Here is a 15,340-nt window from a genome sequence, read left to right as displayed (position 1 = left end):
TGTGTCGATGGTCGACTACAACGGTCGGATGGGCAGTGTGTACGTCGCGGGCCGCGGCATCTCGCCCGCTGAGGTAGAGCGTTGGACCAGCGCCTTCGCGACGTACCTCCCGGAGCGGCGCCCGTTGGACGTCCTCGATCTGGGCAGTGGAACCGGTCGGCTCACCCCAGGTCTGGCCGCGCAGTTCCAGGGCCAGGTGTACGGCGTGGAGCCGTCGGACCGGATGCGTGCGGCGGCCGAGCAGGCACCGCATCCGGGTGTGACGTACCTGAAGGGCAGCGCCGAGGACATTCCGTTGCCTGAGGCATCGGTTGACGCGGTGCTGATGTTCCTGTCGTTCCACCACTTCCCGGATCCGCTGCAGGGACTCCGTGAAGTACGCCGGGTGTTGCGGCCCGGGGGAGTGGCGTTGCTGCGCACGCAGTTCGCGGACCTGATGCCGGACCTGTTCTGGTACGAGTACTTCCCGTCAGCGCGGGAGGTCGACGCCGCGATGTACATCTCACTGTCCGCGGCGCAGGCGCTCGCGGTCGAGGCCGGGCTGACGCCGGGCGACGACGTCGTGGAGATCACCGCCGAGGAGCCGCGCACGCTGCGGGAGCGGTACGAGCGGCTCAGCCATCGCGCGCTGTCGACGTTCGAGCATCTGCCGGCCGACGAGATCGAGTCCGGGTTCGCCAGGTTCGCCGAGGACGCGGAGCGGGATCCGGATCGGGCGATGCCGGTCTACTCCGCGACGATGCTCGTGCTCACGCGTCCCAGCTGACCCGCAGCGCCGACGGCTTACGGAAGACGAGTCCGCGCGGCGGAGGCGAGTCCGCGGCCAGGCGGAGCCCGGGGAGTTTGAGGACGGCCTCCAGGGCGACGAGCGTTTCCAGACGCGTCAGGTGCATGCCCAGACAGATGTGCGGTCCGCTCGCGAAGGCGAGGTGGCGACGGGCGTTGGCCCGCCGTACGTCGAACTTGTCCGGCGACTCGAACACCTCGGGGTCGCGACCGGCACCCGCCAACGACACGGTGACCATGTCTCCGCGACGGATCTTCCGGCCCGCGAGTTCGATGTCACGGGTGGCGTAGCGGTCGACGACGGCCGCGGCCGGTTCGAGGCGGAGCGACTCCTCCATCGCGTTCGGCAGCAGCGACGGGTCGGCCAGCACCAGGTCGAGCTGGTCGCGGTGCGTCAGGAGGTGCCAGAGCGCGTTGGTGATCATGCCCTCGGTCGTCTCGATCCCGCCGAACATCAGTACGGCGGCATTGGCGACGACCTCGTCCACGCCGAGCCCGGCGTGCGCGGCCGTGGCGACCAGGGAGTCCGACGAGTCGATGCCTGCGGCAACATGTTTGTGCAGCTCGGCGAAGGCGGTGGCGCCTTCGGCGGTGACCGGGTGGCCGGCGGAGACGCCGGACACGGAGTCGGAGATCGCGGTGTACCACTCGAGGACCGTCGAGGCTGACGCCGGTGGCAGGCCGAGCGACATCGCAACCACCGCGACGGACAGAGGTCCCGCGAGCGCGGTGCGAAGATCGGCAGGCGATTCCAGGGCGGACATCAGTTCATCGACCGTTTGCTGCACCGGTTGCACGAAGCGGTGGCGGGTCTCGGCCAGGCCGAAGGGGGACTCGAACGGGTCGCGGTGTGCTTTGTGCGGGCCGCCGTCCAGGGACAGCATCGACGGGCCGACCACCTGGGCGGTCGAGAACCGCGGATCGTCGACCGTGAAGGTGTCCGGATCGCGCAGGACGGTCAGCACGAGCGCGCGCGACGTGACGACCCAGCTGTTCAGCGCCTCGATCCACCCGATCGGCCGGACCTGCGCGAGGGTCGGATGCGGGTCGGTCTCGAGCTCTTCGACGGTCGCCACCCGACCAGCCTAGTGATAAGACCACTGACTATACTGGTATTGCTGAGACAGATCGGATTTAAACGACTCAGGAGGCCTCCGGGTTACGAATCCTTCAGCATCGCCCTCTAGGGTGTGGCCATGTCTGAGAACCTGGTGCTGCTGCCTGCCGTCGATGTGGCGGACGGTCAGGCGGTTCGGCTGGTGCAGGGCGAGGCCGGCAGCGAGACGTCGTACGGCGACCCGCTGGCGGCGGCGATGGCGTGGCAGGACGCCGGTGCGGAATGGATCCACCTGGTCGACCTGGACGCGGCGTTCGGTCGCGGCAGCAACCGTGAACTGCTCGCCGAGGTGACCGGCAAGCTCGACGTACAGGTCGAACTGTCCGGCGGCATCCGCGACGACGACTCCCTCGAGGCCGCGCTGGCGACCGGCGCGCGCCGGGTGAACATCGGCACCGCTGCGCTCGAGGACCCGGAGTGGTGCGACCGGATCATCCAGCAGTACGGCGACCGCGTCGCGATCGGTCTGGACGTCCGCGGCCGCACGCTGGCCGCCCGCGGCTGGACCAAGGAAGGCGGCGACCTCTACGAGGTGCTCGCCCGGCTCGAGACGGCCGGCTGTGAACGCTACGTGGTCACCGACGTCACCAAGGACGGCATGCTCCAGGGCCCGAACCTGGACCTGTACCGCGACCTGTGCGCACGCACCGACAAGCCGATCGTGGCGTCGGGCGGCGTCTCCAGCCTCGACGATCTCAAAGCTCTCAGCACGCTCGTCAAGGACGGCGTCGAGGGCGTCATCGTCGGCAAGGCGCTGTACGCCGGCGCGTTCACCCTGGAACAGGCACTCGAGCTCACGCGTGGAGGCGACAAGTGAGTCTGGCCGACAAGCTCAAGGACAAGAAGGTCCTGGTCACCGGCGTCACCGGCTTCGTGGGCGAGGCGCTGCTGCACCGGATCATCGGCGAGCTCCCCGGCACCACCGTGGTCGCGATCATCCGGCCGAAGGGTTCGCTGACCGGCACCGACCGGATGGCGCAGCTGCTCCGGAAGGACATCTTCAAGCCGTTCTACGGCGAGGGCACGGAGTACGCCGACGCCGAGGCACTGTCGGCCGCCCGGATCCAGGTGATCGACGGCGACCTGTCCGACGTACCGGAGCTGCCGAAGGATCTCGACATCGTCGTGCACTGCGCCGGCGATGTGAGCTTCGACCCGCCGATCCACGAGGCGTTCACGACCAACGTGCTCGGCACCAAGAGCCTGCTCGAGCGGATCGTCGAGACCGGCCGGCCGGTCCACTACGTGCACATCTCCACCGCCTACACCGCCGGTCGCCGGCGCGGCGCGATCCCGGAGGCCCCGGTCGACCACTTCGTCGACTGGCGGACCGAGGCCGAGGCCGGGATGGCGATGAAGTCCAGGATCGAGGAGCAGTCCCGGTCCGCGCCGATGCTGGCGAAGTTCCGCAAGGAGGCCGAGAAGCTGCACCGGCGCGCCGGTCACCTGACGGCCGCGGCCGACACCGAGCGGCGACGTACCGAATGGGTCGCGAAGCGGCTGGTCGAGACCGGCACCGAGCGCGCCCGCAGCCTCGGCTGGACCGACTGCTACACGTTCACCAAGGCGCTCGGCGAGCGCGTGGTGGAGGAGTTCTCCGGCAAGCTGCCGACGTCGATCGTCCGGCCGGCCATCATCGAGTCCGCGCTCCAGAGTCCGCACCCGGGCTGGATCGAGGGCTTCAAGATGGCCGAGCCGCTGATCCTGGCGTACGGCCGCGGCGAGCTGCCGGAGTTCCCGGCGTCGCCGGACTCGGTGATCGAGATCATCCCGGTCGACCACGTCGTCGGCGCGATCTGCGCGGTGATGGCGACCGAGCCCGAGCTGAGCAAGCCGGAGTACTACCACATCGGCTCCGGCTCCCGGAACCCGTTGACGTTCGAGCAGCTGTACGCCGGCGTCCGCGCGTACTTCTCCAAGCACCCGTTCGACCTCGGCGAGCGCGGCGCGGTCCGGCTGCCGGTATGGAAGTTCCCCGGCGGCGACTCGGTCGAGACGATGCTCAGGTACGGCGAGCGCGCGCACAAGATCGCCGACAAGATCATCACCACCGTCCCGCGGGGTGAGCGGACCCGGAAGTACGCGCGCGAGCTCGACGTCCAGAAGCGCCGGCTCGACTTCCTGCGCCGCTACATGGACCTGTACTCCGAGTACGCGCAGGCGGAGCTGCAGTTCATCGACGACAACGTGCTCGCGCTGCACAACGCGCTCGAAGGCGACGACAAGGAGAAGTTCGCCTGCGACACCGCGGTCGTCGACTGGCAGTACTACCTGCAGGAGCTGCACTGCCCGAGCGTCACCGAGTCGATGCGCCGGCTGGACGTCGTCCGCAAGAAGCGGAACAAGGCGCTCGCCGAGTCGGCCGGTGTGCTGAAGAAGGTCGAACCGTCCGAGGCGAAGGTGGTCGCGGCGTTCGACATGGACGGCACGCTGCTGTCGTCGAACGTGATCGAGACCTACCTGTGGATGCGGCTGCCCGAGCTGGACGGTCCGCAGCGGGCCGGCGAGATCGGCGCGATGCTCCGCAAGCTCCCGAAGCTGATCGCCGCCGAGCGCAAGGACCGCGGCACGTTCCTCCGCACGATCTACCGCCGGTACGCCGGCGCGGATCTGGAGGAGCTGAACCAGATCGTCGACGAGATCCTCGCCGAGCACGTGCTCGAGCGGTTGAGCGGCGCCGCGGTACGACGGATTCGCGAGCACCGCGCGGCGGGGCACAAGACGATCCTGATCACCGGTGCTGTCCGGCCGTTGACCCGTCCGCTGGAGCCGTTGTTCGACGAGATCGTCGCCGCCGAGCTGGCCGTCGACGACCGCGGCCGCTGCACCGGCTTCCTGTCCGGCCCGCCGCTGGTCGGTGAGTCGCGGGCCGCGTGGCTCAAGCACCACGCGCGACAGACCAACATCGATCTGTCCAAGTCGTTCGCCTATGCCGACAGCCACTCGGACCTCCCGATGCTGTCGACGGTCGGCAACCCGGTCGCGGTCTCGCCGGACGTGTCGCTGTTCCGGGCTGCCCGGGCCGCGCGCTGGCAGATCGTCGACTGGAAGACCCCGTCCACGTCGTCCCGTCTGGAGCTCCCAGGGGTGAACGCTCGATGATGCTCGCTCTCGAGATGTACCGGTCGCCGGCCAAGTACCTGGCGGCCAAGGCGGTCGGCGGCCGCATCCCCGGCATCCTGACCGGACCGGCCGCGCCGCTGCGCCTCGTCACCATCAACGAGCCGAAGGCCGAGCGGGAGGGCTGGGCGCGGATCCGGCCGATCCTGTCCGGCATCTGCGGCTCGGATCTCGGCATGGTGACCGGCTCCACGAAGCTGTACTTCTCTGCGGTCGTGTCGATGCCGTTCGTCCCCGGTCACGAGATCGTCGGCGAGCTGCTCGACGACTGCGAGGACCTGCCGAAGGGCACCCGCGTGGTGATGGACAGCGTCCTGACCTGCGCGGCGCGCGGCGTCGAGCCGTGCGAGGGCTGCGTGTCCGGAAACACCAACAGGTGCGACCGGATCACCGTCGGCCATGTCGCGCCGGGCCTGCAGACCGGGTTCTGCCGCGACACCGGTGGCGGCTGGGGCAACCTGATGGTCGCGCATCGCAGCCAGCTGTACGCCGTACCGGACGGAATGTCCGACGAGCGCGCCGTACTGGTCGAGCCGTTGGCGGGTGCGGTGCACGCCGCGCTGCGGGCCAAGGTCCAGCCGGGACAGTCGGTGCTGGTCAGCGGCGCCGGCGCCGTCGGGCTGTTCGCGACGCTCGCGCTGCGCGAGCTGACGCAGGCCGGACGGATCACCGTGGTCGCCAAGCACGCGAAGCAGAGGGAGTTGGCGCGTGCGTTCGGCGCGAGTGACGTTGTGGCGCCGGACGAGGTGTTCCGCGGCGTACGGCGGTCGACCGGGGCGTTCCGACTGAAGCAGGACTTCAGCGGGGGCGAGTTCCTGCTCGGCGGTGTCGACGTCGCCGTCGACGCGGTCGGCAGCAAGGACTCGATCGACACCGTGCTGCGGGTCACCAAGGCCGGCGGCCGGGTGGTGCTGTCCGGGATGCCGGCCAGCGGCGCCGACCTGTCGCCGGTGTGGTTCCGCGAGCTCGAGGTCACCGGCACGTACGCTTCCGCGCGGGAGGAGCCGAACGGCCGCCCGGCGTTCGAGACCGCGCTGGAACTCGCCGGCCGCGCCCCGCTGGACGGGATCGTCGGCGCCCGCTACCCGCTGTACCGCTGGCGCGAGGCTTTGGACCACGCGCATTCGGCCGGCCGACTCGGCACGGTCAAGGTCGCATTCGATGTGAGGGCCTCATGAGGGCGCTGAACGTACGACGAGAGAGGTTCTGACATGTCTCGGCCAGGTTTCGTGCTTGAGGTGGACGACCGGACGCCGCCGCTGCTCGTGCACAACGGCGAGGGCTTCCTGCTGGAGCGGTTCCCGCAGGGCACCCGGGTGGTGTACCCGCCGGAGGCGCTGCCGCCGGTCCGCGACGTCGACGAGGCGATCCAGAACGCCCTGCTGAACCCGATCGAGTCCGAGCCGTTGCCGGAGCTGCTGCGCCCCGGGATGCGGCTGACGATCGCGTTCGACGACATCTCGCTGCCGCTGCCCCCGATGAAGAAGCCGGACATCCGGCAACGCGTCATCGAGGCCGTGCTGGAGCTGGCCGCGCAGGCCGGTGTCGACGACGTCGAGCTGATCTCGGCGAACGCACTGCACCGCCGGCTGACCCCGAACGAGCTGCGCGAGATCGTCGGCGAGCGGGTCTTCCGGTCGTTCTTCCCGGACGGGAAGCTCTACAACTTCGACGCCGAGGACCGCGACAACCTGACCCACCTGGGCCAGACCCGGCACGGCGAGGACGTCGAGATCTCCAAGCGGGCGGCCGAGTCCGACCTGCTGGTCTACGTGAACGTGAACCTGGTGGCGATGGACGGCGGGCACAAGTCCACGTCGATCGGGCTGGCGTCGTACAAGTCGCTGAAGCACCACCACAACAGCCACACGATGATCCACTCGCGGTCGTTCATGGACCACAAGGCCTCGAAGATGCACCACTCCGCCTGGCGGATGGGCGAGGTGCTGACCAGCCACGTCAAGGTCTTCCAGATCGAGACGACGCTGAACAACGACATCTTCGGCGGGCCGATCGAGTTCCTGCAGAAGCGCGAGTGGGAGTGGTCGATCAAGGACCAGGCCTCGATGCTCGGCACCAAGCGCGCACTGGCCGCCGCGCCGGCCAAGGTCCGGCACAAGATCTTCACCGACGTCCGGTCGAACTACGGCCTGACCGGGATCAACGCCGGGTCCATCGAGCCGGTGCACGAGAAGACGATCGAGGCCGTGCACCGCCAGCACCTGGTCGAGGTCCAGGGCCAGTCCGACGTCGCGATCATGGGCGTGCCGTTCGTCGGCCCGTACAACGTGAACTCGGTGATGAACCCGATCCTGGCCGCCTGCATGGGCCTGGGCTACTACTTCAACTCGTACCGGGGCAACCCGGTCGTCCGCAAGGACGGCGCGGTGATCCTGTACCACCCGGTGGACTACGAGTTCAGCCAGCTGCACCACCCGTCGTACGTCGACTTCTTCGAGGAAGTGCTGTCGGAGTCGACCGATCCGGCGACGATCGAGGCGAAGTTCGAGAAGCAGTACGCCGAGGACCCGTGGTACATCCACCTGTACCGGACGTCGTACGCGTACCACGGCGTGCACCCGTTCTACATGTGGTACTGGATCTCCCACGCCCTGGACCACTGCGGCGACATCGTCTGGGTCGGCGCGAACCGCAAGACCGTCGAGCGGATGGGCTTCCGGTCCGCGTCGACGCTGCAGGACGCGCTCGAGATGGTCAGCCACTCGGTCGGCCGGTCGCCGTCGATCACGTACCTGCACAACCCGCCGCACCTGCTCGCGGACGTGCGCTGATGGGCACCAGCCTGGTGAAGTTCGGCAAGGACACCGCGCGCGACGTGAAGCAGGTCGCGCGCGGGTGGCGCTGGGGCCGGCGGCCGCAGGTGCCGCGGTCGGCCGAGCCGTACGTGATTCCGAAGGAGACCACGGTCTTCCCGACGAAGTGGGCCCGGACGCCGGCCGCGATCGCGGTCCGCGACCTGATCCAGAAGGGCCCGCTGAACGCGGTCCTGAACTTCGAGGTCAGCCCGCAGGTGAGCGGACTCGACTCGCTGCTCAAGCTCGACGGTCCGGCGATCATCGTCGCGAACCACTCGTCGCACCTGGACACCCCGCTGCTGCTGCTGTCGCTGCCGGACGCGATGCGCCGCAAGACGGCGTTCGCGGCCGCCGCCGACTACTTCTTCGACACCTGGTGGCGGGCGGCAGGTTCGGCGATCGTGTTCAACACGTTCCCGATCGAGCGCCGTGGCGGCAAGATGAGCGCGACCCCTGGGGACCTGCTCGCCGACGGCTGGAACGTCGTCGTGTTCCCAGAAGGCACGCGCTCGCCGGACGGCTGGATCCAGCGGTTCCGGATGGGCGCGGCGTACCTGGCCGTCGAGCACGACGTGCCGGTGATCCCGGTCGGCATCAAGGGCTCGTTCGCCGCGATGCCGCGCGGCCGCGGCTGGCCGATCCCCGGCCGCCCGGCAGTGCACGTCCGGTACGGCGACCCGCTGAAGGCCGCCGAGGGCGAGAGCGCCCGCGACTTCGCGCCCCGGATCGCCGCCGCCGTCTCGGCCCTCCTCGACGAGGAATCCACCACCTGGTACGAGTCCCGCCGCCGCGCCGCCATCGGCGCCTCCCCGTCGCAGACCGGCCCCGAAGCAGCCCGCTGGCGCCGCGTCTGGGAGTCCACCCGCCCCATGAAGTCCACCGACAACCGCCGCCGCGCCTGGAAGTGACCCGAAGGACGTTGGCGGGACAGACGAACCTACTGTCCCGCCCACTCAGCCTGGGAAGCTGGAGCGGTCGGCTGCGTTCCTGATGTCGAGGGCTCCGTGGGACTCGATCGGTATCACGCTTTGCGCTCGCACTGCCGCCAGCGCGGTCTGCGGTGCCGTGGACCAGAACGTGATCCTGACCCCGGAGAAGTCGTGGTTCGGGCCGGCCGAGCTCAGGACACCTTTGTTGGCTTCCATCAGGGATCTGGCGGCCGCCACCAGTTCGGCTCGGCTGTAGGTTGCGTTGCGGATGGTCACCGGCACTGGCTGACGTGCCACGAATTGCTGCAGCTCAGCCGGCGGATCACCTTTCCAATAGACCACGACGGTCTTGTGATCACGGAGAAGGCAAACGCTGCCCGCGTTGGGCATGGGGTTGTCGTCGAGCCACTGCCTCACCGCCTGCGCCGCTTCGTCTTCGGGCGTTGGCTGGACCTCGCCCGCGACAGGGCCCAGAGGATCCTTTGGATCGCCGCCCATCGTTCCCACCCCCGGCTCACGGTACGCGGTTGGTGGTGGGCCGGCGTGCCGGGGTCTGTGAACAAGCAATTGCCGGTTCACAGCCCCCCATTGCCTGTCCGCGTCGCCGTCGCTTGCGCTGATCGGTTCCGGGTGAACGCTAGGCTTGCCGCGTGAGTCTTGCTGTGCGGGTGATTCCTTGTCTGGACGTTGATGCCGGACGGGTGGTGAAGGGCGTCAACTTCGCGGATCTGCGGGATGCCGGGGATCCGGTCGAGATGGCGCAGGTGTACGACGCGGAGGGTGCGGACGAGCTGACCTTTCTCGACATCACCGCGTCGTCGGGGTCGCGCGAGACGACGTACGACGTTGTCCGGCGTACTGCCGAGCAGGTGTTCATCCCGCTGACCGTGGGCGGTGGGGTGCGCGAGGTGGGTGACGTGGACCGGCTGCTGCGCGCCGGTGCGGACAAGGTCGGGATCAACACCGGCGCGATCGCGCGGCCGGACGTGATCCAGGAGATCGCGCACCGCTTCGGTAACCAGGTTCTGGTGCTGTCCCTCGACGTACGGCGGGCCACGGAGCAGCCGAGCGGGTTCGAGGTCACCACGCACGGCGGCCGGAAGTCGGCGGGGCTCGACGCGATCGAGTGGGCGCAGCGCGGCTGTGAGCTGGGCGCGGGGGAGATCCTGCTGAACTCGATGGACGCCGACGGGACCAAGCAGGGGTTCGACCTCGAGCTGATCAAGGCGGTCCGCGCGGTGGTCGACGTACCGCTGATCGCCAGCGGGGGAGCCGGGGCGCCGGAGCACTTCCCGCCTGCGGTGGAGGCCGGCGCGGACGCCGTACTCGCCGCCAGCGTGTTCCACTTCGGCGACTTCCGGATCGCCGACGTGAAGAAGGCGCTCCGCGACGCCGGGATCGTAGTCCGGTGAGCACGCCCGCGGAGGTCGAGCACTCGAACCAGCCGGCCTCGCCTGCTGAGCGGTCGGAGCAGATGGTCGCAGCCATCGAGCAGGAGCTGTCGGCGCTGTTCCGCCGGTCACGGTCGGCCTCGCTGCGGCTCGCCCGTCGCGTGCACCCGGAAATGGACGCGGCCGGGTACGCGCTGATCTCCCAGATCGAGATGGGCACCGGTAGCAGCGCCGGCGTACGGGCGTCCGACGTCGCGCAGGTGCTCGGCCTCGACAAGTCCACCGTCAGCCGCGGCATCACCCAGCTGGAGAACCTCGGCCTGATCGAACGCGTCGGCGACCCGGACGACGGCCGCGCCCGCCTCCTGCGCCTGACCACCACCGGCGCCGAGCGCTACGAGGCCATGCGCACCCAGCGCCGGACCGAGTTCCGCGCCATCCTGGACCGCTGGAACCCCACGGACCTGGCCGACCTAGGCCGCCTCCTCGCCCGCCTCAACGGCGACCTGGGCTGAGGTCCTTCACCGAGTGGTGCGGACGGCCCGTCCGTTCACATCGTTCCCGAGGGCGCGCCAGCGCGCCCAGGTCAGCTCGGTGTCGTTCCAGAAGAAATGCGGCTCGGGGAGGGATGGCAGGTAGTAGGTGTTCGCTTCGAAGCGGTTGTTTCGCCCGGTGAAGACGGCTGTGTCGCCGATGTCCTGGACAGCTCCGGTGGACTGCCCGGTCGACATGGTGACGCGGTTGTCGTGGACGAGGATGTTGCGGACGACGTGCGGCCCGTACGGCGCGGGTTCCTCGGTCGTTCGGTGGCCGCTCTCGATGAGGGCGATGCCGTTGGCATTGCCGCTGACGACGTTGCCGGCCACCTCGATCAGTCCGGTACCACCGGACGACTGGATCTGGATGCCTGCCTCCCAGGACCACCCCTTGTGCCGGCTGCCGTTGGCAGAGATCACGTTGTCCCGGATGGTGGCGTCGTAGCTGATCTCATGCTGGATCCCGGCTCCCCAGTTGCCGGTGATCTTGTTGGCCGAGTACTCCGTGCGAATGTTGCCGCCATCGGTCCACAGCCCCGGGCCCAGGTTGTCGTGGACGTCGTTGTGGGTGACGGTGTAACTGTCGGTGTGCCAGATCTTGCCGCCGCCCGCCTCCCAGTCCGGCGAGTAACCGGCCACTCCGTTGAACGAGATCTCGTTGCTGTTGACAACCGATCCCGTGCCCCAGGCACCGAAACCGAGCTGGCCTTGGTGGTGAACGAAGTTGGCGGTGACGACCGCGCGGCCGGCCAGGCCGAGGCCGGCGCCGTGATTGCCGCGCACCTCGTTGTTGTGGATGCGCCAGCCGGAGCCCGACTCCCGGGGCGTCGCCTGGCGGCTCTCGACGGCCGCGACCTGGGCCTCGTTGGCGGCCTGCTCGAGGACGAGATTCGCGACGGTGACGTCGTCGGCCGTCGCGCGGACGAGACTGGACGCGACCGCCTGCTCGACCAAGTGGGGTCTGGGGTCGTCGCCGATCGTGATGGTGTTCGCACGGTAGTCGGCATGCACTGTGCCTGGAGTCACTGCGTCCGGCGACTCGACCCTCGTCAGGCGGTGCTTGTCCAGGAAGACGTCCTCGGCGTACGCGCACGTCAGCACAGACTTCAGGCACTCACCATGGTTGCCGGGAACGGTCGGCAGGAATCCCGTGGTGGACCACGTGTTTCCGTGCTGCTGCCAGCCAGTCAGCACCCTCGCTCCACTGACGACCGCTCCTTGGCGACCGATGAGCGCGTCGCCTTCCTTCGGCCGCAGCGGTTGCTCCAGCCGGTACATGCCGGGGGAGAAGCAGTACGTCGTTCCGGCCGGGTGCGCATCGATGACGGATTGGATGTTGTCGGACGGATCGACTACGACGCCGTCACAGGATCTCGGGACCGGGCCGACCGGACCGGTGAGGCCGGCGCGGCTCGGCGGAACGGAGTCGGTCTCGTTGTCCGCACCCTTACAGGCAGTCGGCAGCGCCATCAACATGCAGATGGCCACGGCCGACGCGAGGTTCACCATGACGTCCTGCCGAACCAGGGCCTGGCGGTGGTGACGGCCACTCCGATTCCGAACGAAGTCCACAGCAACGCTGCCACCTGAGGTCCTTCCAGTTGGGGATCGAAGAAGCACGACACCAGCACGGAGGTGGTGACCATCATCGAGAGCACACCCAGCTGCCGCCTGGTGTGCAGACCGTCCCGGGCCAGGCGCCGGCAGCCCCCGATCAGCTGCCAGTACCAGGCCACCCACAGCGCGATCCACAGCGAGAGACCGGCCACGCCCAGCCTGGCCATGATGTGCAGGTGGGAATTGTGGGGGCTCCGCAAGGTGTCCTTGCCCGCGTCGTACACACCGACGTCCGCGGCCAGGTTCTGACCGAATCCGGACCCATCGGCCAGATGGCCGTCCACGATCTGTTTGTCGAGGATCCGCGACCACAGTTGCTCACGCCCCTCGACGGTGCCGCCCAGATTGCCGGGTGATTCCTTGCCGCCGAGGCTCACCACGTTGGCCACCAGTTGGGACGCCGAGAAGGCTCGTCCCTGCAACCCCTTGACCGGGACCTGGAGCGACAGCAGCGTCGCCACGCTCAACCCGACGCCCACGACGAGCACCGCGCGAGCGACGAGGCCGAGCCGGTGACGCATGAACGCCAGTCCCACCGCCATGCCGGCGACCGCGCCGAGCAGGCCACCCCTGTTCTGGGTAGCTACAAGTGCGAGGACCAGGAATGCGAGGGTGCTCCACCCTGCGCGGCTGCGAGGGCTGCGGGTGCCGGGCAGGAGCCACATGGATCCAAGCGCCAGCAGTGCCGCGATCGCTGTGCTCCCGGCTTTGTGTGACAGCACAGACACCGGTGAGAACGGCACGTGGGGGGCCGCGGCCACGGGTGCCAGCAGCAGTCCCAGCGGGAGCCACAGCAACAGCCACGGAATCAGCTTGGTCAGCTGGTCGATCAGCCGGTCGAGCAGATCCGGCGAGGTGGTGAGGGCGGCAGTGACGAAGAAGGCGAAGAGGCAGTAGTACCACAGCGCCGCATCCCGCACTGCGTCCAGCTGGTAGGTGGCCAGTCCGGGCACCGTGCGAATCAACCCCCAGAGTGCGAACGCGGCGAGCCACGCGAGGACGGGCTCATTGCTGACCGGGAGGAGGAAACGGCGAGTGGCTGTCACAGCCGCGACTGAGCCGAGCCCGAGCATCATCTCGGCGACGAACAGCGGACTTCCGGGCAGATGGACATACGCGAAAGCCCGGTCGAACAGGAGGTACCCGGCCAGCAACGGACCGAGCAATCGGCCGTAGAGATCGAACAGGCGACCCGGCTGGACGCCCGTGCGGCGCAGTGCCGAGGACATCTCGCCTCAGTCCCGCGGCAGGCGTGCCGTCGATCGCGGCTCCTTGGCAGGCTGGAACGCGAACCGGGGTGCCGACGGCGCGAGCGCCAGTCTGGGCGGGCCGGCAGTCCGGCCGGTGGTCCGCGCACGTAACCGGCGGACGAACCTGGGTGTCCGGCCGGGACGCCGGTAGACGTAACCGACGACGTTCGACTCGACCTGATCCAGCCGCTCGACCACAGCGACGTGATCGCTGACCAACTCGTCCGGGCCGAGAACGATGATGGCCGCGTCGGAGTCGTTCACCAGCTCGACAGCGTTCGCCATCCGCAGTACGGCGGGACTGTCGATCAGGACGAGGTCGAAGGAGGCCTTCGCCTCGGCGATCACTCGCTCCACCGCGTGTGCGTACGCCGTGCCGGTGGTTCGCTTCGTCCGGGTAGGCCCGGCCGGGAGAACGGTGATGTCGCCGTTGAACGGACTGGCCTCGATGCAGTCGGACATCAGACTCCGGCCGGCTACCACCTGCTCGAAGCCATCGGTCGGTTCGCTGCCTGGAAGCAGCAGTTCGGTCAGCGTCCCCCAGGCAGCGTCGGCGTCCACCACCATCACCGGCGTACCGCTCTCGGCGGCGGCGAGTGCGACGTTGGCCACGACCGTACTGCGGCCGTCACCGCTGTCCGCCGAGACGAAGACGACGGCGAGTTGCTCGTCCCGAGCCGTCCGGATCCGCTCGACCGATGCCGCGGTGAACCGGAACGCCTCGGCGGCCGCGGACTGCGGGTGGACAACCATCGGCAGCGGATCGGAGGCGGCCGCGAAGCCCGGCAGGATCCGGTTCTTGCCTGTCGATGGAACGTCACCGATCAGCGGCGCATCGTAGATCGCCACCGGGTCGAGCCGGTCGTCGAGGCATCGGTGGCGGGCCGCGCGCAGATACGCCAGCACGGCACCGAGTACGAGGCCGGCAAGCAGACCGACAGCACCGGATCTCTTGGAGCTGCTGTTGACCGGCAGTTGCGGTTCCGGGGCCCACGCCACGGTCGGATGGGTGGCCAGGTCTAGCTGCACGTCGACCAGAGCCTGCGTTCGCTGCTTCAGCAGCTCGATGCGCTGGCCTTGGGTCCGGGAGTCCTGGATAGCTCGATCGACCGCGGCGACCGCGTCCGCGCCCTGAGCGAGGATTCCGGCGGCTCGTTCCTCGTCGAAGGCCTGGAGCGCCGCGTTGACACCCATCTGTGCGACCCGGGCGTTCGGCCAGGTGAACGACACGGTGACGATGCTGGAGCCGAAGGCTCCCGGTGCGGATTGCGCCGGCGGCGTGATCTCCAGTGACCTGCCCTCGCCGGCGAAGTCGCCGAGGGAGAGGACGTTGCCGTTCAGGGTCGCATTGGCGATGGCGGCGGCGCGGTCGGCGACCTGCTGGGACTGCATGAGCAGCACTTGACTGTCGAAGTACTGGTCGGGGTTCTCGTCGTGGGCCAGCGTGCTCTGCGGCACGGTGATGGTGGCAGTGGCGCGGTAGACCTGCACTTGCACCAAGGTGTAACTCACCGCCGCCGCGGCCATCAGCACCCCGATGAGCAGCACCATGGCGCTGTAGCGGCGCACGGCGCCGAAGACGGTCGGCTCGAACCGCCCTTGATCGATTCTGGTGGCCTTCATGGCCCCCACCTCAGTCGCTCCCCTGGACCTCGGTGCACCGCCCCAGCAGTGTGCCCCCTTGTCATGATGATAGGCGGCCTGTCACCACAGCTGGGCATCCGGCACTCTTCGTGATCGTCCGCCGCCGATCAGCGCATATGGTTGCAGAAACCAAC

At 68.8% G+C, this 15,340-nt stretch carries 13 protein-coding genes; 8 read left to right on the top strand and 5 right to left on the bottom strand.

Annotated features, from left to right (window positions below):
* The first annotated feature begins 7 nt into the window (after positions 1 to 7).
* Entirely contained in the window at positions 8 to 766 is a 759-nt protein-coding gene (locus EV649_RS01180) for a class I SAM-dependent methyltransferase (protein WP_130379590.1), read from the top strand.
* Here EV649_RS01180 and EV649_RS01175 read toward each other — a convergent pair.
* Positions 750 to 1,862, bottom strand: a complete 1,113-nt coding sequence (locus tag EV649_RS01175; RefSeq protein WP_130379588.1) for a cytochrome P450 — start codon at positions 1,860 to 1,862, stop codon at positions 750 to 752. The two genes, EV649_RS01180 and EV649_RS01175, sit on opposite strands and share 17 nt — an antisense overlap.
* Positions 1,863 to 1,982: 120 nt before the next feature.
* On the opposite strand from EV649_RS01175, the gene priA reads away from it, so the two are divergent.
* Genes priA through EV649_RS01150 form a run of 5 tightly spaced genes read left to right on the top strand, consistent with a single transcriptional unit; the run spans position 1,983 to position 8,747 of the window.
* Entirely contained in the window at positions 1,983 to 2,720 is a 738-nt protein-coding gene (gene priA, locus EV649_RS01170) for a bifunctional 1-(5-phosphoribosyl)-5-((5-phosphoribosylamino)methylideneamino)imidazole-4-carboxamide isomerase/phosphoribosylanthranilate isomerase PriA (RefSeq protein ID WP_130379586.1), read from the top strand.
* A complete protein-coding gene (locus EV649_RS01165; RefSeq protein ID WP_130379584.1) occupies positions 2,717 to 5,005 on the top strand; it encodes an HAD-IB family hydrolase in 2,289 nt (762 codons plus the stop codon). The genes priA and EV649_RS01165 overlap by 4 nt, the downstream gene beginning before the upstream one ends.
* Positions 5,002 to 6,201, top strand: coding sequence for a zinc-binding dehydrogenase (locus EV649_RS01160; RefSeq protein ID WP_130379582.1), 1,200 nt, complete (start codon positions 5,002 to 5,004; stop codon positions 6,199 to 6,201). Before EV649_RS01165 ends, EV649_RS01160 begins: the two co-directional genes overlap by 4 nt.
* A 33-nt stretch (positions 6,202 to 6,234) precedes the next feature.
* A complete protein-coding gene (locus EV649_RS01155; protein WP_130379580.1) occupies positions 6,235 to 7,815 on the top strand; it encodes a lactate racemase domain-containing protein in 1,581 nt (526 codons plus the stop codon).
* Complete coding sequence (locus tag EV649_RS01150) at positions 7,815 to 8,747, top strand: lysophospholipid acyltransferase family protein (RefSeq protein ID WP_130379578.1); 933 nt, start codon at positions 7,815 to 7,817, stop codon at positions 8,745 to 8,747. The genes EV649_RS01155 and EV649_RS01150 overlap by 1 nt, the downstream gene beginning before the upstream one ends.
* A gap of 45 nt (positions 8,748 to 8,792) precedes the next feature.
* On the opposite strand, the gene EV649_RS01145 is transcribed toward EV649_RS01150, so the two are convergent.
* A complete protein-coding gene (locus EV649_RS01145; RefSeq protein ID WP_130379576.1) occupies positions 8,793 to 9,266 on the bottom strand; it encodes a hypothetical protein in 474 nt (157 codons plus the stop codon).
* Positions 9,267 to 9,418: 152 nt separating this feature from the next.
* On the opposite strand from EV649_RS01145, the gene hisF reads away from it, so the two are divergent.
* Both hisF and EV649_RS01135 read left to right on the top strand, forming a co-directional pair.
* On the top strand, positions 9,419 to 10,180 hold the full coding sequence (hisF, locus tag EV649_RS01140) for an imidazole glycerol phosphate synthase subunit HisF (RefSeq protein WP_130379574.1): 762 nt from the start codon (positions 9,419 to 9,421) through the stop codon (positions 10,178 to 10,180).
* Entirely contained in the window at positions 10,177 to 10,674 is a 498-nt protein-coding gene (locus EV649_RS01135; RefSeq protein ID WP_241997643.1) for a MarR family transcriptional regulator, read from the top strand. Before hisF ends, EV649_RS01135 begins: the two co-directional genes overlap by 4 nt.
* A gap of 6 nt (positions 10,675 to 10,680) precedes the next feature.
* Here the strand turns inward: EV649_RS01135 and EV649_RS01130 are convergent, their stop codons facing one another.
* The 3 genes from EV649_RS01130 to EV649_RS01120 are packed head-to-tail and all read right to left on the bottom strand — an operon-like array spanning position 10,681 to position 15,185.
* Positions 10,681 to 12,204, bottom strand: coding sequence for a right-handed parallel beta-helix repeat-containing protein (locus tag EV649_RS01130; RefSeq protein ID WP_130379572.1), 1,524 nt, complete (start codon positions 12,202 to 12,204; stop codon positions 10,681 to 10,683).
* On the bottom strand, positions 12,198 to 13,541 hold the full coding sequence (locus EV649_RS01125) for an O-antigen ligase family protein (RefSeq protein WP_130379570.1): 1,344 nt from the start codon (positions 13,539 to 13,541) through the stop codon (positions 12,198 to 12,200). Before EV649_RS01125 ends, EV649_RS01130 begins: the two co-directional genes overlap by 7 nt.
* Positions 13,542 to 13,547: 6 nt before the next feature.
* On the bottom strand, positions 13,548 to 15,185 hold the full coding sequence (locus EV649_RS01120; RefSeq protein ID WP_130379568.1) for an AAA family ATPase: 1,638 nt from the start codon (positions 15,183 to 15,185) through the stop codon (positions 13,548 to 13,550).
* Positions 15,186 to 15,340: the final 155 nt, after the last annotated feature.

Source organism: Kribbella sp. VKM Ac-2569, from assembly GCF_004216905.1.
In the GTDB taxonomy this organism is placed as follows: Bacteria; Actinomycetota; Actinomycetes; order Propionibacteriales; family Kribbellaceae; genus Kribbella.
This window is presented reverse-complemented; position numbering and strand designations above follow the sequence as displayed.